Genomic DNA, 19123 nt, shown 5'->3' with positions numbered 1-19123 from the left:
TAAATAATTAAAATGAAAAAATTAACCTTAATTATCACATGTGCTATTTTAATGGTGTCATGTAACAATTTAAAAGATAATGAATTTCTTATCTCTGGAACTGCTAATGGTGTTGAAAATGGCAAAAAGGTATTTGTAGAAATTCAAACAGAAACTGGTTCGTTAGCTAAAGATACCGCTTTTGTTAAAGATGGAAAATTTGAATTAAAAGGAATTACAGAAGGAATTGACCTAGGGTTTGTTAGAATAGAGAATGAACAAATAAATCTTCCAATAATACTTGAAGAGGGGAAAATCGAAATTAACATTGTTAAGGATTCCCTACAAAAGTCAACCTTAGGAGGTACACCTAATAATGATAAGTTTCAGAAATTTAACGATGATTCTCGAACCATTTCTGATAGAGTGGTGAAATTTGAAAAAGACAATGGTCCCATTATGCAAAAAGCTCAAATGGAAAGAGACACCGTTACCATCAATAAACTAATGAAAGAATATTCAAAATTTCAAAATGAAATGAATGATTATTCTAAGAAATTTATAAAAGAGAATCCAGACGCCTTTTTATCTGTATTGTTATTAGAAAACTTTTTAATGAGACAATATTTAACTCCTGAAGAAGTAAAAGGGTACTATGAAAAACTAGATAAAAATTTATTAGATACCAAAAGTGCTAAAAAAATAAAATCATCATTAGAATTATTAAGCGCTGTAGTAGTTGGTAAAAAAGCTCCAGATTTTTCAGCACCATCTCCAGACGGAAAAATGATTTCTCTAAAAGAATCTTTAGGAAAAATTACCATTATTGATTTTTGGGCTTCTTGGTGTGGTCCTTGTAGAAAAGAAAATCCAAACGTAGTGGCACTTTACAATGAATTTCACCCTAAAGGTTTAAACATCATCGGCGTTTCTTTAGATAAAGACGCTGCAAAATGGAAAGAAGCTATTGCAAAAGACGGTTTGGTATGGCCTCATATTTCTAATCTTAAATTTTGGGACGAACCTATTGCTAAACTATACAATGTACAATCTATTCCTGCTACATTTTTAGTAGATGCAAAAGGAAATATTATTGCAAAAGACTTAAGAGGTGATGCGCTATACGCTAAAGTTAAAGAACTTTTAGAAGCAAAATAAGACCAATCTTACTATAATGAAAAAAATCTCCATTAGGAGATTTTTTTATGTTTTTCATTTACAGAACGTTATAAAATTGTAGCAAAAATAGTGGAAAATTACTTTGCAAGTATAAAAAACAATTCTATATTTGCAACCGCTTAGACAAATAAGCAAGATGGCTTGGGGAGATACTCAAGCGGCCAACGAGGGCGGACTGTAAATCCGCTGATTACATCTTCGCAGGTTCGAATCCTGCTCTCCCCACAAAACCGCCTTATTTTAAGGCGGTTTTTTTATAACCCTAATGCAACAGCTCTTGTGTTGGCTGCTGCTATTCCCTCTCTAATAATTTCTTGAAGTAATTCTTTATTAAAAACGGATAAAGCAGCTTCGGTTGTTCCGCCTTTCGAGGCAACACGTTGAATCCAGTCTTCATTAGACAATTTACTTCTATTTTGCAATTGTACCGAACCAGAGAACGTTTGACTTACCAAAAACTCTGCTTCTGAAGGTGAAAAACCCAAGGTAACAGCAGATGCAATCATTGCTTGCATAAAATAAAACACGTAAGCGGGTCCACTACCCGAAACCGCTGTAGCTGCATTTAGCATTTCTTCTTTTTCTATGTAAATTGATTTTCCTGTTGTATTGATTAGATTTTGAACTATGAAAAGTTCTTTTCTATCTACAACATTTGAAGCGCAAAAAACAGTCATTCCCTCACCTATTTGCGTTGGGATATTTGGCATAGAACGAACAATTTTAGCAACTCCTAATTCCCGCTGCATGGCTTCAATTGAAATTCCAGCCATAACAGATAATACAACATGCTCTGGATTTAGAAAAGGTTTAATTTCTACTGCTAATTGTTTAAAATCTTGAGGTTTTACCGCTAAAATTAAAATATCTGATTCGAAGATTTTGGGATTAGGTTCAGTAAAGAAATTCACAGCATCAATTCCAAAGGAATACTTTTCATCCACTGCCATTTTGTTTAAAACTAAAATATCGGAAGCTCCGACAAAGCCCGAACTCATAAAACTGTTGGCATAGGTTTGTCCCATGTTACCAAATCCGATAATCGCTATTTTCATTATGTAATTAAAAAAGAAACCCTGTCGTTTAGAGACAGGGTTTGTATTAAAATGCTATTTATTTTTTCTTTTGTTGCGCTGCTTTTTGAGCTTCTGCTTGCTCCATCATTTCGCGCATTTTTCTTTGGAATTTACTTTCCTTTTTCTCTTTTGTTTTATTCTCTTGAATTTGAGCGTGAATTTTATCTTCTTTCACGATGTAATTTTTGATTACTAACATAATTCCAATAGTAATTAAGTTAGAAACAAAGTAATACAAACTCAATCCAGATGCATAATTGTTAAAGAAGAACAACATCATTACAGGCGAAATGTAAATCATAATTTTCATGATTTTACCCATATCTGGCATACCTTCTTGTGGCGGCGTACTCATCGCTTGGTCACCCGTTGTCATTTTCATATAGAAGAAAATAGCGATAGAAGCCAAAATTGGGAATAAACTCACGTGACTTCCATAAAAGGGAATATGGAAAGGTAACTGAATTACCGCATCAAATGAAGATAAATCATCTGCCCATAAGAATGATTTTTGTCTTAAATCGAACATCGATGGGAAGAACTGAAACAACGCATAAAAAACTGGTAATTGCATCAACGCTGGTAAACATCCTGCCATAGGATTCACACCTGCTTTTGAATACAACTTCATTGTTTCTTGTTGTTTCTTCATTGGATTGTCTTTGAATTTCTCATTCAATTCAGCAATCTCAGGACGTAATACCTTCATTTTTGCTTGAGACAAGTAGGATTTGTACGTTACTGGCGACATGACAATACGAACTAAAATCGTAAATAAAATAATCGCCATTCCGTAACCAATTCCAATGCTAGAAATCAATCCGAAAACCGGGATAAAGATGTATCGGTTAATCCATCCGAAAATCCCCCAACCTAATGGCATGATTTCGTCTAGATTTCTTTCATAACCATTTAAGATTTCATATTTAGCTGGACCATAATACCAATTCATATTATAGTTTAACGCACCATTTTTAAATTCTAACGGTACTTGAGCAGTGAAATTTTTTGTAAAAACAGTATCTACTTTTTCATCATCAACTAAATTATCCGATTTGAATTTAGCTGTTTTAAACTTCGTATCAGTCAATAGAATCGAAGTGAATAAATGTTGTTTGAAAGCGATGTAAGAAACTTCATTTGCCTCATCTTCAGAATCCTTTGCAGCGTTTAAATAATCGTCTTTTCCGTCTTCGTATTCGAAAACTAACTCGGTATAACGATTTTCATACGAAACACTTTTCTCGTTTCTGTAAGATTTTAATTGCCATTCTAAATCCAATGGTTTTGAAGTATTCACTACTTTTTCCAACCCTTGTGAACGGATAGCAAAATCTAACATATATTCGTTAGGCTTCAACACATAACGGTATTCTAAAAACTGATCTGGACCCGCTTTTAACTGCATCGTTAAGACTTGATTTTTTCCTTCAGTCGTTACCTTAGGTTCAAAATACATGTCTTTTGTATGCAACGTTCTGTTGTCAGTTGTATTTAAAGCAATGTCTAAAGAAGCATTGTTATCTTTAATAATTTGAACTGCTTTTTTAGAATTTTTCTCGAATTGATCAAATCCTAAAACAGTTGCTTCTGTGATATAACCACCTTTATTTGAAATTTTAAGCGATAAAACTTCATTTTTAATTTCAGTTACAGCATCAGTTGCTGATGGAAGTGTTGCAGAATAGCCAAACGAACCTAATTGCGCTTGCGCTGCAACATTTTTAGTAGAATCTGCTACGGGTGTTGCGGCAACAGTTGAAGTTATGGTTTTGACTTCTTTGGCTTGTTTTTCAACTTGCTCTTTTTTCGCTTTTTCCTTTAATTCTTCTGGTGTTGGTGCATTTGAATATAACATCCAAATCAAAATTCCAGAAATCAATACAAATCCGATAATCGAATTAAGGTCTAATTTTTTTTCTTCCATCTACTTATTAGTGTTCAGTGTTCTTAATTGAACAGTTTATTTAGTTTTATGTTGTACAGCTGCGGCTACAAAACTCACAAAAAGTGGGTGTGGATTAGCTACTGTACTTTTATATTCAGGATGGTATTGAACGCCGATAAAGAAAGGATGTGTAGGAATTTCAACAATTTCTACCAACTTCGTATCTGGATTTACTCCTGAAGCTACTAATCCTGCTTTTTCTAATTCGTTTAAATACGCACCATTGAATTCGTAACGGTGACGGTGACGCTCCATAATCTCAGTTTTACCATAGATTTTATGTGCCAACGTGTTTTCCTTTATGCTACATTTCCATGCGCCTAAACGCATAGTTCCTCCTTTGTTTTCAATATTTTTTTGCTCTTCCATTAAGTTAATTACTGGATGAGTTGTATTTTCATTCATTTCGGTTGAATTGGCATCCGCATAACCTAAAATGTTACGAGAATATTCAATTACAGCCATTTGCATTCCCAAACAAATTCCGAAAAACGGAATGTTATTTTCTCTTGCATAACGAACCGTGTCAATTTTACCTTCAATTCCACGACCGCCAAAACCAGGTGCAACAAGTATACCATCTAAATCTTTCAACTGATTTTCTGCCGAATTGGCATCTAAATACTCAGAATGAATCGAAATGACATTTACTTTTGTCTCGTTTGCCGCTCCAGCATGAATAAACGCCTCTAAAATTGATTTGTAAGAATCTTGCAATTCCACATATTTTCCAACCAAACCAATGTTTACTTCGTGCTTTGGATTTTTCAATCTAAATAAGAACTCGTTCCAGTTGGTTAAATCTGGCGTATTTTTTTCAGGTAAATCTAATTTCTTCAACGCTACTCTATCCAATCCTTCTTCCAACATTAAATTGGGAACTTCATAAATAGTAGCCGCATCAATCGATTGAATTACCGCTTCTTTTTTCACATTACAAAACAATGCTAACTTCTGACGTAAATCTTGCGACAATTCGTGTTCGGTACGACACACTAAAATATCGGCTTTGATTCCGCTTTCCATTAAAGTTTTTACTGAATGCTGAGTTGGTTTCGTTTTCAATTCTCCGGCAGCAGCCAAATAAGGCACTAGCGTTAAATGAATTACGATTCCGTTATTTTCACCTAATTCCCAAATCAATTGTCTAACTGACTCGATATAAGGTAATGATTCAATATCGCCAACAGTTCCACCAATCTCTGTAATTACAATATCATAATCACCCGATTTTCCAAGCAACTGCATGCGTTCCTTGATTTCGTTTGTGATATGAGGTACTACCTGAACCGTTTTTCCTAAAAACTCTCCTCTACGTTCTTTTTCAATAACTGAAAGATAAACTCTTCCTGTAGTTACGTTGTTCGCTTGAGAAGTAGGAACGTTTAAAAAACGCTCGTAGTGACCTAAATCTAAATCCGTTTCGGCTCCGTCATCTGTTACATAACATTCTCCGTGTTCGTAAGGATTTAATGTTCCTGGGTCCACGTTGATGTAGGGGTCAAACTTTTGAATGGTCGTTCGGTATCCTCTGGCTTGCAATAATTTGGCTAACGAAGCTGCGATAATTCCTTTTCCTAAAGAAGAAGTCACACCTCCGGTAACAAAAATGTACTTAGTTTGGTTCATTGTGTTGTAGTTGTGTTGTTGTTGCGATAAATTTGATTTATCTGTAATAAAATCGCGCAAAGATAACACTAATTAGTCAATGTGCCAATTAGTGGATGTATCAATTTCGTAATTAAATTGTAAACAATTTATTTTTGTTTTGGAAAGTTTCTGCGAATGTTTCGAACGAGTTCTTCTAAGCCATTTAGCTTGAGTTCGTGGACCAATTTTAATTGTTCGCCTAATTGTCCTTTTGGGAAGCCTTTATTGGCATACCAAACCACATAATACTCCGGAAGGTCGATTAAGTAATAGCCTTCGTATTTACCAAAGGGCATTTTAGTGTGTGCGAGTTTGATGAGGAGTTCGTGGTTGGTCATTTTTTTTGAGAGGAAGAAATGGTAAGATTTTATATTTAATTACAATTAGTTAAATATTGTCTTTCTTCAAAATGCTTTAGAATCTCTCCTGTAACAGGATCAAGATGTAAAATCTCTTCATCCGAATAACAATCAAAAATTGCAATTGTGTTAAAAACAATCCAATAATATTCTTTCTTTCTTGAATCAAATTCTAACCTTAAATTAATCTTTCTTGCGGATTTTTTTAAATTTTGATTATCAATAATTTGATTAAGTTCAGTTCTATTAAGCCAATTTGATTTTTTATTCTCTAATAGAAATTTTGGAATTCTATCAATATCAATTTTTTCAACAAGATTGAGAATAGAGTCAAAATGTACATAAACCCTTTTATTGACGTAATCATATTCAAAATCTGGGTGTTTATAAATAAAGACAACCTGTTTTGCATTTAAAAATTTCCCTTTTGTTTGCCTGCCTTTTTTTAGTCTTGCCCATTTAATATTTCCTTTTCTATCTTGATATTGGTAAAAAGAATTCTCATCGAATTTAAAATAACTAAAAAAGTAATCTCCAACAGTTTCTCTGAGGTTATTTTCGGCTATTTTTATGATATCATCAGCCAAATAACTTTGACTTTTCAAAGTTATCGATACAAAGAATGACAATATTAAAAAAAATATCTTTTTATTCACATTAAAATATGATTTATTACTTCCAATTAAAAACAATCTCCTTTTTAATGTCCGGATGTAAGCTATAAAAAACAGGGCAAGTCATTGCGGTTCTTTCTAAGATGGTTTTTGTTTTTTCATCGGGATGGATGGAGAAATGGAAAGTTACGTGAATTTCCGTAATTCTTCTTGGTTCAGTTCCCATGATTTTGGTTACTTCTGCGGTGGAACCTGAAAAATCTACGCCTAAATCACGAGCTTTAATTCCCATAACGGTAAACATACAACTAGCTAATCCGTTGGCTACGGTGTCGGTTGGAGAAAAAGCCTCGCCTTTTCCGTTGTTGTCTAGCGGTGCATCAGAAATTATTTCTGAACCTGATTGTAAATGTATCGAAGAGGTGCGTAAATCACCTAAGTAAGTCACTTTTGAAGTTGCCATTATTGAACTTTTTTAATTGTTAAGTCGTTGTCATAATATAACAAAAAACACCCATTGTTGTTATTTGCACCATTTTCGATCGAATAGTCAAAGCTATTCCCTACATATTCCGTCTTGTACTTTGAAACGGAAGCTACAAATCCCTCCTCTTGACAAATACGTAATATAGTATCAAAAGTAATATCAAATCCTTTGATTGCAGCAGCATTAGGCGCAACGTTATTATCATTTTTAAATTCCTTAGCGAAAATAAAGTCTTCTGGTGTTTCAAGTACTTTGCTAGCTGAAGGATACATCATCTTTAGAGCTGTTAAATTTTTAATTGGGATTTCTATAAAATTAAGCGCGTCATAAACTTCAAAAACTACTAATTGAATGTCGTATTCTTTTTGTAAATTTTTTAAACTATTCGTGATAGCAAGAACTTTTCCCGAATTTTCTATTTCTAACAAAACAAAATTAGGTTTTCCTTTAACCAATTGTGTCTTAAGATGTGCTAGGTCTAATGCCCCTTTTTCATTGAAAACAGCATGCTTGATTTTGGGATAATTAGCCGTAAGATATTCTGTTGAAGAGGTTTTCTTTGTACTAATAATTGCCACTACATTAGCTTCCTTTTGTTTAAAATAAGAAAATAATTTATCTTTCAACCTGTCCTCAGAAGGAATAGCATAATACAAATTAGGTAGTGCCAATCCTTTTTCTTTAGAAAGAGGTGAAATTACAGGAATATCATATTTAGAAAGCAACTGAGCTGTATTTTCTACGTGAGAATTTTGAAATGGTCCAATTACTGCATCAACATTTGAAAAATCATGCTTAGCGATTATAGAAGCAATATTTGAAGAAAACTTGGAGCTTTCTACATCATATATTTTAACCGTAACTGGCAAACCTAAAACTTTAGCAGAATCTATTGCCATTAAGGCTCCCGCATAATAGTCGAGTGTTAAGTTTAAAAATTTATTGGTTTTTAAATGTTCTGTTTTTGATTTTAAAGAATCATTTTCGATCTTGTTTAAATTAAACGGAAGAAACATAACCAATTCTTTCTGTGTTGTTTTGTCAACCGTTAGCAATAAATCTTTTTTAATCTTGGCGGCAAAAATACTATCCCTAACCATCTTTTTTGATGGTAAATTTAAAACCATGCCTTCTTTAAGTCCGTCTTTTAAATTTGGATTTAAAACCAACAGTTCCTCTTGCGTTAAGTTTAACTTTTTTGTTAAGCTAAATAAGGTTTCTTTAGGTTGAACTTCGTACTGATTTTCAACAACATCATCTTTACGTTCCTGATTGGCTCTGATTTTTAAAACATCACCCACTTGTAATTCTGATCCAATTTGAGGATTTAATTTTTCTAATTCTTCAACTGAAATTCCGTATTTCGTAGCAATTCCATATTTGGTCTCTTTGGCCGCTACCGTATGCGAAAAACCCAAGGCAACTTTATCACTATTCGCATCTTTAACAACCTCTACTTTATCTTTTATAGTATTTTTTGTTTTTTTTGAACTTGATGGTTTTGAAACATAAATTTCTTGATCTGTTTTCAAACCTTCCGTCAACGCTTCCTTGTTCCATTTCTCTATATCAGAAACTTTTACTTTATATTTTTTTGCAATACTAAAAAGTGTTTCTTTTGGCTGCACTTTATGTAGCATTCCATTTGATTCGAAACCCGATTTAGGAATTATTAACACACTATTTTCCTGAACTCCATTTTTAGTATCCGGATTCCACTTGTAAATATCCGATGGGGTTACTTTATATTTCTTTGCAATGCTAAAAACAGTTTCTTTAGCCATTACTTTATGCTCTATGAAATTTTTTTTTTGGGCGAAAACCAAGGAATTGAAAAAGATAAATAACAGTAATAAAACTTTCATCAATAGTATTTTTAGTAATTATAAGTTAATCGAACAATCAATAAATCTTTATAAAGTGATTCATTATGATGCAAATTATAAAACTTCAATGCGTTTACAGCACTTGTTTCTACTTTAACGTAAACATAGTAACTCAAAGTATTAAAATTATAGAAAAAAGAAGCGTCAATTTGGCCATGATTTATTAACTCCATTACTTTCTCATCTCGCTCCTTACCATCTACAAACTTACCAACAACTAAATAATAACCATCTTTTGTGTCTTTTATATTCTCTATGACCTCAATGGCAACTAAATCCAAACTTTGAGAAAACACCTCTTGATTATCATTTACTTCAGGCTCTTTTTTCTTATCGGAATTTTTAACTTTCTCTTTATATCGCTTTAATTTTTCTAAAGCTAATTTATCATCAAATGCTCTTGATTCTTCACTGTAAAAGGTAGCTTTTCTTAATTTTTCTTTGATTACTAAATCTTTTTCAACCGCTAATTTTTCAATTTCATTAATCAAGGCATCATTTTGACTATTTACCATGTCTTGTTCGGCTTCAAGCTCATTTAACAAATCCGCTGTATCTGCTTTTTTTACTTTTCCACTTGCTAAATCTCTAGATTTTGCTTTATAAATCTTATTTTCTTCTAAGTTAATTTGCTTTACTTTATTCATGATTACAGCATAATTTGATCTGTTTTTAGCCAAATCTTGCTTTAATTCTTGAAGTAAGACGTTTGTTTCTTTTAAATTTTTATAGGAACTTTTCTCCAATTGTCTGGAAGTTTCTAAATCCGTAATTTCTTTATTTTTTAGTGCTTCAACATCTTGTTTCATGTTGTAAACCAATGAATCCAATTTATAAAGTAACACTTCTTGTACATTTCGATTGGCTTCTAAAACAAGTTTTAACTTCTCAGCCGAACCTTTTTCCTTTTCATCAATTTCTTCTAAGTTAACATTTAGGGAATTGACCTTAAGTACTTTTTGATCCATCTGCTTTTGCACGGCAACCAAATCTTGTAAATTTTCAACTTCAGCCGTTTTCGCATTTAATTTAGCTATTCCACTTTTGTTTTCCTCTTTCAATTTAGAATTTTCAATACTAACTGCCTTCGTTTTTTCTAAAGCAATTTGCTTTTCTGCCAAAGCAATCATAAGCTCTTCTTTACTATTTGAAGGTTGAAATTGTTTAAGGTTAATAGCTAATTTTGTGCCAATTTTTAATCCCGATACGATTTCAGGATTTTGAAGTTCTAGTTGGTCTATACTAATTCCATACTTTTTAGCAATTCCAAACTTAGTTTCTTGAGGAGCCACTACATGAAAAATAGATTCTTCGTTAATAACACGAACATTTCCATCTAAGGTTTTCTTTTTGTAAGGAATTTGGATTTGTTGTCCAATTCTAAGCCCATTTTCAAGTAAACTCGCGTTTAATTCATCCAAGTCTGAAACCGACACATTGTACAATCGGGCTATACTAAATAATGTCTCTTTAGGCTTAACCTCATGCAAAATGTTTTCATTTTGATAGGTTAAATTCCTACTTTTAGTAGCCAATGAAGCAACAAAGTTCTTGTTTAACTTAGGAATATTAATTGAATTTCCTGCCTTAAGATTTTCTATGGCTAGATTGGGATTAATCTGTCGTATTTCTTCAATAGTAACATTATACTTTAAAGCGATACCATAAAGCGTTTCTTTCTCTTTAACCTGATGTGAAATTAGATTGACAACCGAGACAAAAAGTACTTGATTTTCTTTTAATCCATTTGCTACATCTGGGTTCAATTCTTTAATTTCTTGTACAGAAATATTAAACTTTTTAGCAATTTGATTAATGGTTTCTCCTTTATTGACAACATACTTTACAAAAGATTCTTGTGCAATAGAGAGTTGAAAAAAAAATACCGTAATAATGATAGATAGGGAAAATTTCATTGATGTTAGTTTTTTGGCTCGCTAAAAATAGTAATTTTAAATTAATAAAATCACTTATTCCCATTCAATCGTTGCCGGTGGTTTTGAACTGATGTCATATACCACTCGGTTTACACCTCTAACATTATTTATAATTTCATTCGAAATTTTCATTAAAAACTCATAAGGTAAATGTACCCAGTCCGCTGTCATACCATCCGTAGATTCAACGGCACGTAACGCCACTACTTTTTCGTAGGTACGCTCATCACCCATTACTCCTACACTATTCACAGGTAATAATATGGCTCCAGCTTGCCAAACTTTATCATACAATCCGTGTTCTTTCAATCCGTTGATAAAAACGGCGTCTACTTCTTGTAAAATGGCTACCTTTTCTGGTGTAATATCGCCCAAAATACGAATCGCCAATCCTGGTCCTGGAAATGGATGACGACCTAATAATTCTTCGTCGATTCCTAAACTTCTTCCCACTCTACGTACCTCATCTTTAAATAACATTCGTAAAGGTTCTACCACTTGCAATTTCATAAAATCAGGTAATCCACCTACGTTATGATGCGATTTAATCGTTGCAGAAGGTCCACCCGTTGCTGAAACCGATTCGATAACATCCGGATAAATTGTACCTTGACCTAACCATTTTACATCGGTTAACTGGTGTGCTTCATCATCAAAAACTTCAATGAACGCTTTTCCAATGGCTTTACGTTTTGCTTCTGGATCATCTAACCCAGCTAACGCATCGTAAAAACGTTTAGAAGCATCAACTCCTTTTACATTTAATCCCATTCCCTTATATTGATCCAATACACTTTGGAATTCGTTTTTTCGTAATAATCCGTTGTTTACGAAAATACAATATAAGTTATCACCAATAGCTTTGTTTAATAATACCGCAGCAACCGTTGAATCTACACCACCTGATAACCCTAAAACTACTTTATCGTTTCCGATTTTCGTTTTCATCTCAGCAACCACTTCCTCTACGAAAGCGTTTGGTGTGAAATTTTGAGGCACTTGCGCAATTTTCACTAAGAAGTTTTCTAACATTTGTTTACCATCTGTTGAATGATATACTTCTGGGTGAAATTGAATCGCATAGGTCGTTTCACCTTCTATTTTATAAGCTGCGTTTTCTACGTCTTTGGTACTAGCAATCATCACACCATTGGTCGGTAATTTCTTGATAGAATCTGAATGACTCATCCAAACTTGACTGTTTGGACTCACTCCTTCTAAAAAAACTTCCCCTTCTTTGATATAGGAAAGATTCGCTCTTCCATATTCTCTTGTATTGGAAGCAGCTACTTCTCCCCCTGAAAAATGGGCTAAATATTGTGCTCCATAACAAACCGCTAACAACGGCATTTTGCCTCTAATTTGAGATAAATCTGGATGAAGTGCTTCTTCTGAACGAACCGAACACGGACTTCCGCCCAAGATTACGGCTTTGTATGATGATAAATCTGCTGGAATTTTATCGAATGGGAAAATCTCACAGAAAATGTTTAACTCTCTAACTCTTCGGGCAATTAATTGGGTATATTGCGAACCGAAATCTAAAATTAATACGTTGTGTTGCATTTTATTGTTGTTGTGTGTTTTTTGTTTCAGGTTTCAGGTTTCAAGTTACTTTTGTTCAACTTGAAACAAAAACAACTTGAAACTTGAAACAAATAATTTAATATTCAAACGTTCCGTACTCAGATGTGATCGTTAATTTCTTGCTATCTGATTGCTCTACTCTACCAACGATTTGGGCGTCGATGTTGAATGATTTTGAAATTTCGATGATATCTTGTGCTACTTCAGCTGGAACGTATAATTCCATACGGTGACCACAATTGAAAACTTGGTACATTTCTTTCCAATCGGTTTTTGATTGCTCTTGAATTAATTGGAACAAAGGTGGTACTGGAAATAAATTATCTTTAATCACATGAACGTTTTCTACGAAGTGAAGCACTTTTGTTTGCGCACCACCAGAGCAATGAACCATTCCGTGAATTTGATTTGAATTGTATTTTGATAATATCTTTTTGATTACTGGCGCATACGTTCTTGTTGGAGAAAGGACTAATTTTCCGGCGTCAATTGGACTATTTTTAACTGTATCTGTTAATTTAGTTTGACCTGAATATACCAATTCATTTGGGACTGAAGCATCAAAACTTTCAGGATATTTTTCAGCCAAATATTTCTCAAAAACATCATGACGCGCTGAAGTTAAACCGTTACTTCCCATTCCGCCATTATACTCTTTTTCGTAAGTAGCTTGTCCGAAAGAAGCCAATCCTACAATCACATCACCAGGTTGAATATTTGCATTATCAATTACGTCTTCACGTTTCATACGAGCTGTTACGGTTGAATCAACGATAATGGTACGAACTAAATCCCCTACATCAGCCGTTTCTCCTCCAGTGGAATGGATAGTAACGCCATGATTTTTCAATTCTGAAATCAATTCTTCTGTTCCGTTGATGATGGCTGAAATGACTTCACCAGGTATTAGATTTTTGTTTCTTCCGATAGTTGATGATAGTAGAATATTATCGGTTGCTCCGACACATAATAAATCATCAATATTCATGATTAAGGCATCTTGAGCAATTCCTTTCCAAACCGAAATATCACCTGTTTCTTTCCAATACATATAGGCTAAGGACGATTTTGTTCCTGCGCCATCCGCATGCATAATGATGCAATATTGGTCGTCGTTTGTTAAATAATCTGGGATGATTTTACAAAATGCTTGTGAAAATAAGCCTTTGTCGATGTTTTTGATAGCTTGGTGTACATCTTCTTTAGAAGCCGAAACTCCTCTTAAATTGTAGCGTTTGCTAGTATCCGAACTCATGAATGTGTGTGTTGTTGTTGTTGCGCAAAGATAGTTTTAAAATTTAGAATTTAGAAGTATGATTTTAGAATTTGTTATATTTTTATAACATAAATTCCATTCAATAATTCCGAAGAATTATTTGGCACTTCAACATTTTCAATTTTAAAAGTAGTGTAACATTCCTCTTTCATTTCAGAAACATCATGGGTAATCGTAATTTCTTCAATTGTTGCAGTAGTTTCGTTATTTAGGGTTATGACTATTGTGTTCCCAATAGGATTTTCAACATTTGGGAAAACCTGAATTAAATTCTGATTTGGAATAAAACTAAACGGAATTAGTTCGCCATCCAAATCTTCAATCAAAATTTGAGACGCTGTAAATGTCTCGTTTTCAAAAACATTTTCTGATGTTGTCGCATCTATAATTTCAACAAATAGAGACGTTGGTGTAGCAGTGTTTCCTTCGTTACATTTGTCGCAACTTAGCGTTAATAAAGCAATTAAGAGGAATAAAAATGGAATTGGTTTTTTCATTTGCTAAAATTTATTTGCTTAAAATTTCAATCGCAACACGTCTGTTTGCAGCAGCTTGTTCTTCATTTGCCTCAGGAATAGGATATAAAGGCTGAGACACTCCGAAACCTTTAGTAGAAATACGATGTTGTGGAATACCATTATAAACTAAAAATCGTTTAACTTGTTTCGCCCTATCAGCAGACAAATTACGATGATCTTTGTCTATGCAACAAATATGTCCTTGAATTTCAATTTTTAAATTGGGATTATTCTGCATAACAAACAATAAATCATAAAGCGCTCCTTGTGATTCTGGAAGTGTAGCAAAAGTATTTTGATAAAAATTAATATTTTTCAATACCACTTTAGTTCCTACTTTAGCCAACTTAATTTTTTCTTCCAAAGTTGCGTTTTCTGGAATTACGATTTCATTTTCTTCTTGTTTCCCCAAGATTTCGTTTTCTTTATCCAAATCTTTTTCAAGCAAATAGTGAATTATCGCTTTTCGATTTTGAGCTTTATTGTCTGAGGTCGCTCCTTTTTCTCCAAGAGAAATACTCTTAAAATCTTCGCGAATTTTAATTTTATCCTTTATTTGATCAAAAATATAGCTAACTCGTTTTTGTGAAAGTGTATCGTTATAGCCTGATGTTCCTACTTCATCAGTAGCACCTGTAATAGCTAAGATTTTCGAAGTTTTATTTGCTGAAATCCACTGCTGAAGTTTTATAAATTCCGACTTGTTTAGCTCAAATCTATTGGTTTCAAAATAGAACACAACTTCTTCTTGTGAAGAAACGAAATTCACAAACCCTATAAAAATTATTGAAAACAAAAACTTCATTTTTACTTTTTTACGAAGTAACAACAAATATAGCACATAGAAAAGTATGCCAAAACTAATTTTTGATAAATTGAATTTCGTCGTGATCAAAAAAAACAAAACCTGCTCAAAAAAGCAGGTTTTAATGTTTTTTTTAGAAAATTACTTTGTAAACAACAATTCTCTATATTTAGTTAGCGTCCACAATTCGTCGTCTACTAACAATTCTAATTTGTCAGCATGGTAACGAATTTCTTCAAAGTAAGGCTTTACTTTATCGCAGTAGGCATCAGCCATTTTTTCTGTACTAGTTAAAGCATTTGCTTTTTTACGTTCTTCAGTCATTTTTTCAACCTTAGAGTTGATTCCTTCTATATGTTCTGAAATTTCTTTGATTAACGAAATTTGCTCTTTTGCAATTTTCTCAAAATCTTTTCCAAAGATTTCTTTCAAACCTTTTACGTTTTCGATTAAGACATTTTGGTATTTAATGGCCGTTGGGACCACATGATTGCGAGCAATATCACCTAAAACACGCCCTTCGATTTGGATTTTTTTCACGTATTCTTCCAGTTCAATTTCATAACGCGATTCTACCTCAACATGATTCATTACCCCCATTTCAGCAAATACCTCAACCGCTTTTTTAGAAACTTTAGCTTTTAATGCTTGTGGCGTTGTTTTGTGATTGCTCAAGCCGCGCTTCTTTGCCTCTTTTTCCCAAGCTTCGCTGTAACCATCACCTTCAAAAAGAATGGCTTTAGTTTTCTTAATATATTCTCTTAAAACATTAAAAATTGCTTCATCTTTCTTTAAATCACTCTTCTCGATTAAAGCGTCTACTTCTTTTTTGAAATCTTTTAGTTGTTTCGCTACAATCGTATTTAAAGTCGTCATTGAAACCGCACAATTGGCAGAAGAACCAACCGCTCTGAATTCAAATTTATTCCCTGTGAAGGCAAATGGTGACGTTCTATTTCTATCGGTATTATCCAATAAAACGTCTGGCAATTTACCCACTACGTTTAATTTTAAATCGGTTTTTTCTTCTGGAGACAATTTCCCTTTCGATACCCCTTCTAAATCATCTAACACTTTTGAAAGAGCTTCACCAATGAAAACAGAAATAATCGCTGGTGGCGCTTCATTCGCTCCTAAACGATGGTCGTTGCTTGCAGAAGCAATTGAAGCTCTTAGTAATTCTTCGTAATCATGAACCGCTTTAATGGTATTAATGAAAAACGTCAAGAACTGTAAGTTACTCATTGGTGTTTTTCCTGGACTTAATAAATTTATACCCGTATCGGTTGCTAATGACCAATTGTTGTGTTTTCCAGATCCGTTTACGCCTTTGAACGGTTTTTCATGGAATAAAACTTTAAAATCATGACGTTCTGCCACTTTTTGCATTACGTCCATCAATAGCGAGTTATGGTCTACTGCTAAATTTGTCTCTTCGAAAATAGGAGCCAACTCAAATTGGTTCGGAGCCACCTCATTGTGACGTGTTTTCACAGGAATTCCTAACAACATACATTCGTTCTCTAAATCACGCATGTATTGTAAAACTCGAGTTGGAATCGAACCAAAATAATGATCCTCTAACTGTTGTCCTTTAGCAGAAGTATGTCCTAATAATGTTCTACCTGTAGCTAAAATATCTGGTCTAGAAGATGCCAAAGCACTGTCTACAAGGAAATATTCTTGTTCCCAACCTAAAGTTGGTGTTACTCTTTTAACATTTTTATCAAAGTATCGTGCAACATCAATTGCTGCAGAATCGATAGCATGTAACGCTCTTAATAAAGGCGTTTTATTATCTAAAGCTTCTCCTGTGTACGAGACGAAAACGGTTGGAATACATAGTGTGGTACCAAAAATAAAAGCAGGAGACGTTGGATCCCAAGCAGTATATCCTCTAGCCTCAAAAGTATTTCGAATTCCTCCATTTGGAAAAGAAGACGCATCGGGCTCTTGTTGTACCAATTGACTCCCTCCAAATTTTTCTACTGGATCACTTCCATCAAACGAAGTCTCAAAGAAAGCATCATGCTTTTCAGCTGTCGTTCCTGTTAAAGGCTGAAACCAATGCGTATAGTGAGTTACCCCTTTTGACAATGCCCATTCCTTCATTCCCAAAGCAATATAATCGGCAATTTTACGATCAATTTTAACGCCATCTGCTGCAGCTTTAACAGCTTTGTAAGCTTCTGGTGTCAAAAATTGTCGCATCGCTTTATCTCCAAAAACATTTGTACCAAAAATAGCTGATTTTCTGTCCAATTCTTCTACATGAACAGGTTTTCTGTCGGTTGCTCTTCCTAAAGCTTGAAAACGAAATGTTGACATAAGTTGTGTTGTGTTAAAGTTAAACCCTTGAAAAGTTATGCAAATATATAATTTTTTTAAATATTTTTACAAACACCCCCTATTTTTTTAGGGGTAACTATTTTTTTTACTATTTTTACACTATGAAAACAGTACATTTATATATGGTTATGTTGGGATGCACCCCAAAAGGCCGTTATACCGAACAACATGATATCTTTTTTGGGATTAGTAACAGTTTAAAAGAACTAATTCCAACGATGAAAGATTTTTGGCCAGAAGCAAAGGGAAGGATTCACATTGATGCTTGGCAAAAAGTAACTTCTGTTGATGGATTTGCAATTGAAGTCGTATCAAAAGAAAACGCATTCGAAAAAGAAGAACAACTTTTCTTTTTGAATCTAGGAGGATACAAAGAAGGGGAATTTGAAGAGTATCATTACAAAGTATTGGTGGTTGCCAAAACGAAAGCCGAAGCTATCAAGAAAGCGAAACAAACTACCTTTTACAAACATTGTGGTTTTAAAGGAGGCGAATCACATATTGACGATCAATACGGTATAGATGTTGACGATATTCACAATATAGAAGAGATTCTTTCCAATCAATTCAAATCACAGTATCGTTTAAAAATAACAAAAACCAATGGAATTTCAGAAGATGAAAAACACATTGGTTATGTAAAGATTGATAAAATAACGGATTTTTAAAACAAATACATTTTAAGATTATCCTGTTCTAAATTCTGTGAAGTCTTCTAGAACAGGATATCGTTAAAAGTTGGGTGATAAATTGTATTTCTTATAGAAATTATCTAAGGCTTCTAACACCTCATCTTCGGTATCTACCACTTTGATTAAGTTCATATCCTCAGGACTGGCATTTTTCATTTTGTCGATCATTACTGTTTTAATCCAATCCAACAAACCTGACCAAAATTCAGTACCTACTAAAATAATCGGAAATTTTCCAATTTTCTTGGTTTGAATTAAAGTAATAGCTTCAAATAATTCGTCTAAAGTTCCAAAACCTCCTGGCATGACTACGAACCCTTGTGAATATTTTACAAACATTACTTTTCTTACAAAGAAGTAATCAAAGTTCAAATTTTTATCTTTATCGATATATGGATTAAAGTGTTGCTCAAAAGGCAATTCGATGTTTAAACCTACCGATGTTCCTCCTCCATAGTGCGCTCCTTTGTTCCCTGCTTCCATGATACCAGGACCACCGCCAGTAATCACTCCATAACCCGCTTTACTAATTTTATACGCTATTTTTTCGGCTAATAAATAATATTTGTCTTCAGGTTTTGTTCTTGCCGAACCAAAAATCGATACACAAGGACCTATTCTTCCCATCGATTCGTAACCATTTACGAATTCCGACATGATTTTAAAAATCGCCCATGAATCATTGGTTCTTATTTCATTCCAAGTTTTTTGTTTGAATTTTTCTTGAATTCTGTGCTCTTCGTTTTCGTACTGATCTGCTGCCATAGTAATTTTAATTAAT

General features: G+C 33.5%; 16 protein-coding genes and 1 tRNA gene. 3 read left to right on the top strand and 14 right to left on the bottom strand.

Going from position 1 to position 19123, the window contains the following annotated elements:
* Positions 1 to 12: 12 nt before the first annotated feature.
* Both BUE95_RS10140 and BUE95_RS10135 read left to right on the top strand, forming a co-directional pair.
* Positions 13 to 1137 (top strand): TlpA disulfide reductase family protein, encoded by a 1125-nt coding sequence (locus tag BUE95_RS10140; protein WP_073584072.1) that lies wholly within the window; start codon positions 13 to 15, stop codon positions 1135 to 1137.
* 164 nt (positions 1138 to 1301) lie between these two features.
* A tRNA-Tyr gene (locus tag BUE95_RS10135) sits at positions 1302 to 1383 on the top strand.
* 29 nt (positions 1384 to 1412) lie between these two features.
* On the opposite strand, the gene proC is transcribed toward BUE95_RS10135, so the two are convergent.
* From proC to BUE95_RS10070, 13 genes are all read right to left on the bottom strand, one after another.
* Positions 1413 to 2213: a pyrroline-5-carboxylate reductase gene (gene proC, locus BUE95_RS10130; protein ID WP_073584070.1), complete on the bottom strand. Its 801-nt coding sequence runs from the start codon at positions 2211 to 2213 to the stop codon at positions 1413 to 1415.
* 58 nt (positions 2214 to 2271) lie between these two features.
* Positions 2272 to 4161 (bottom strand): membrane protein insertase YidC, encoded by a 1890-nt coding sequence (yidC, locus tag BUE95_RS10125; RefSeq protein ID WP_073584068.1) that lies wholly within the window; start codon positions 4159 to 4161, stop codon positions 2272 to 2274.
* A gap of 36 nt (positions 4162 to 4197) precedes the next feature.
* The gene (locus BUE95_RS10120; protein ID WP_073584210.1) at positions 4198 to 5811 is read right to left on the bottom strand and encodes a CTP synthase; all 1614 of its coding nucleotides are present in this window, start codon (positions 5809 to 5811) and stop codon (positions 4198 to 4200) included.
* 128 nt (positions 5812 to 5939) lie between these two features.
* Positions 5940 to 6170, bottom strand: a complete 231-nt coding sequence (locus tag BUE95_RS10115) for a DUF3820 family protein (protein ID WP_073584066.1) — start codon at positions 6168 to 6170, stop codon at positions 5940 to 5942.
* Positions 6171 to 6205: 35 nt separating this feature from the next.
* Entirely contained in the window at positions 6206 to 6778 is a 573-nt protein-coding gene (locus BUE95_RS10110; RefSeq protein ID WP_143165269.1) for a hypothetical protein, read from the bottom strand.
* 85 nt (positions 6779 to 6863) lie between these two features.
* Positions 6864 to 7268 (bottom strand): OsmC family protein, encoded by a 405-nt coding sequence (locus tag BUE95_RS10105; RefSeq protein ID WP_073584062.1) that lies wholly within the window; start codon positions 7266 to 7268, stop codon positions 6864 to 6866.
* Positions 7268 to 9157, bottom strand: coding sequence for a LysM peptidoglycan-binding domain-containing protein (locus BUE95_RS10100; RefSeq protein ID WP_073584060.1), 1890 nt, complete (start codon positions 9155 to 9157; stop codon positions 7268 to 7270). Before BUE95_RS10100 ends, BUE95_RS10105 begins: the two co-directional genes overlap by 1 nt.
* Before the next feature lie 11 nt (positions 9158 to 9168).
* Positions 9169 to 11094, bottom strand: a complete 1926-nt coding sequence (locus BUE95_RS10095; protein ID WP_073584058.1) for a LysM peptidoglycan-binding domain-containing protein — start codon at positions 11092 to 11094, stop codon at positions 9169 to 9171.
* A 54-nt stretch (positions 11095 to 11148) separates the two neighbouring features.
* Positions 11149 to 12681, bottom strand: coding sequence for a glutamine-hydrolyzing GMP synthase (gene guaA, locus BUE95_RS10090; protein ID WP_073584056.1), 1533 nt, complete (start codon positions 12679 to 12681; stop codon positions 11149 to 11151).
* 97 nt (positions 12682 to 12778) lie between these two features.
* Complete coding sequence (locus BUE95_RS10085) at positions 12779 to 13957, bottom strand: AIR synthase related protein (RefSeq protein WP_073584054.1); 1179 nt, start codon at positions 13955 to 13957, stop codon at positions 12779 to 12781.
* A 74-nt stretch (positions 13958 to 14031) separates the two neighbouring features.
* On the bottom strand, positions 14032 to 14475 hold the full coding sequence (locus BUE95_RS10080) for a hypothetical protein (RefSeq protein ID WP_073584052.1): 444 nt from the start codon (positions 14473 to 14475) through the stop codon (positions 14032 to 14034).
* 10 nt (positions 14476 to 14485) lie between these two features.
* Positions 14486 to 15301, bottom strand: a complete 816-nt coding sequence (locus BUE95_RS10075) for an OmpA family protein (RefSeq protein ID WP_073584050.1) — start codon at positions 15299 to 15301, stop codon at positions 14486 to 14488.
* 141 nt (positions 15302 to 15442) lie between these two features.
* On the bottom strand, positions 15443 to 17629 hold the full coding sequence (locus tag BUE95_RS10070) for a glutamine synthetase III family protein (protein WP_073584048.1): 2187 nt from the start codon (positions 17627 to 17629) through the stop codon (positions 15443 to 15445).
* A 122-nt stretch (positions 17630 to 17751) separates the two neighbouring features.
* Here BUE95_RS10070 and BUE95_RS10065 point away from each other — a divergent pair, with 122 nt between their 5' ends.
* On the top strand, positions 17752 to 18318 hold the full coding sequence (locus BUE95_RS10065; protein ID WP_073584046.1) for a DUF1543 domain-containing protein: 567 nt from the start codon (positions 17752 to 17754) through the stop codon (positions 18316 to 18318).
* Between the two features lie 63 nt (positions 18319 to 18381).
* Here the strand turns inward: BUE95_RS10065 and BUE95_RS10060 are convergent, their stop codons facing one another.
* Entirely contained in the window at positions 18382 to 19107 is a 726-nt protein-coding gene (locus BUE95_RS10060; RefSeq protein WP_073584044.1) for an LOG family protein, read from the bottom strand.
* Positions 19108 to 19123 lie beyond the last annotated feature (16 nt).

It is taken from the genome of Flavobacterium cucumis (assembly GCF_900148835.1).
In the GTDB taxonomy this organism is placed as follows: domain Bacteria; phylum Bacteroidota; class Bacteroidia; order Flavobacteriales; family Flavobacteriaceae; genus Flavobacterium; species Flavobacterium cucumis.
This window is presented reverse-complemented; position numbering and strand designations above follow the sequence as displayed.

Bases quoted from the DNA above. Each gene is read 5' to 3' on its own strand.
- BUE95_RS10065 (WP_073584046.1), top strand. From the start codon at position 17,752: ATGAAAACAGTACATTTATATATGGTTATGTTGGGATGCACCCCAAAA.
- proC (WP_073584070.1), bottom strand. From the start codon at position 2,213: ATGAAAATAGCGATTATCGGATTTGGTAACATGGGACAAACCTATGCC.
- BUE95_RS10085 (WP_073584054.1), bottom strand. From the start codon at position 13,957: ATGAGTTCGGATACTAGCAAACGCTACAATTTAAGAGGAGTTTCGGCT.
- guaA (WP_073584056.1), bottom strand. From the start codon at position 12,681: ATGCAACACAACGTATTAATTTTAGATTTCGGTTCGCAATATACCCAA.
- BUE95_RS10060 (WP_073584044.1), bottom strand. From the start codon at position 19,107: ATGGCAGCAGATCAGTACGAAAACGAAGAGCACAGAATTCAAGAAAAA.
- BUE95_RS10095 (WP_073584058.1), bottom strand. From the start codon at position 11,094: ATGAAATTTTCCCTATCTATCATTATTACGGTATTTTTTTTTCAACTC.
- BUE95_RS10075 (WP_073584050.1), bottom strand. From the start codon at position 15,301: ATGAAGTTTTTGTTTTCAATAATTTTTATAGGGTTTGTGAATTTCGTT.
- BUE95_RS10080 (WP_073584052.1), bottom strand. From the start codon at position 14,475: ATGAAAAAACCAATTCCATTTTTATTCCTCTTAATTGCTTTATTAACG.
- BUE95_RS10070 (WP_073584048.1), bottom strand. From the start codon at position 17,629: ATGTCAACATTTCGTTTTCAAGCTTTAGGAAGAGCAACCGACAGAAAA.
- BUE95_RS10100 (WP_073584060.1), bottom strand. From the start codon at position 9,157: ATGAAAGTTTTATTACTGTTATTTATCTTTTTCAATTCCTTGGTTTTC.
- yidC (WP_073584068.1), bottom strand. From the start codon at position 4,161: ATGGAAGAAAAAAAATTAGACCTTAATTCGATTATCGGATTTGTATTG.
- BUE95_RS10140 (WP_073584072.1), top strand. From the start codon at position 13: ATGAAAAAATTAACCTTAATTATCACATGTGCTATTTTAATGGTGTCA.
- BUE95_RS10120 (WP_073584210.1), bottom strand. From the start codon at position 5,811: ATGAACCAAACTAAGTACATTTTTGTTACCGGAGGTGTGACTTCTTCT.
- BUE95_RS10105 (WP_073584062.1), bottom strand. From the start codon at position 7,268: ATGGCAACTTCAAAAGTGACTTACTTAGGTGATTTACGCACCTCTTCG.
- BUE95_RS10115 (WP_073584066.1), bottom strand. From the start codon at position 6,170: ATGACCAACCACGAACTCCTCATCAAACTCGCACACACTAAAATGCCC.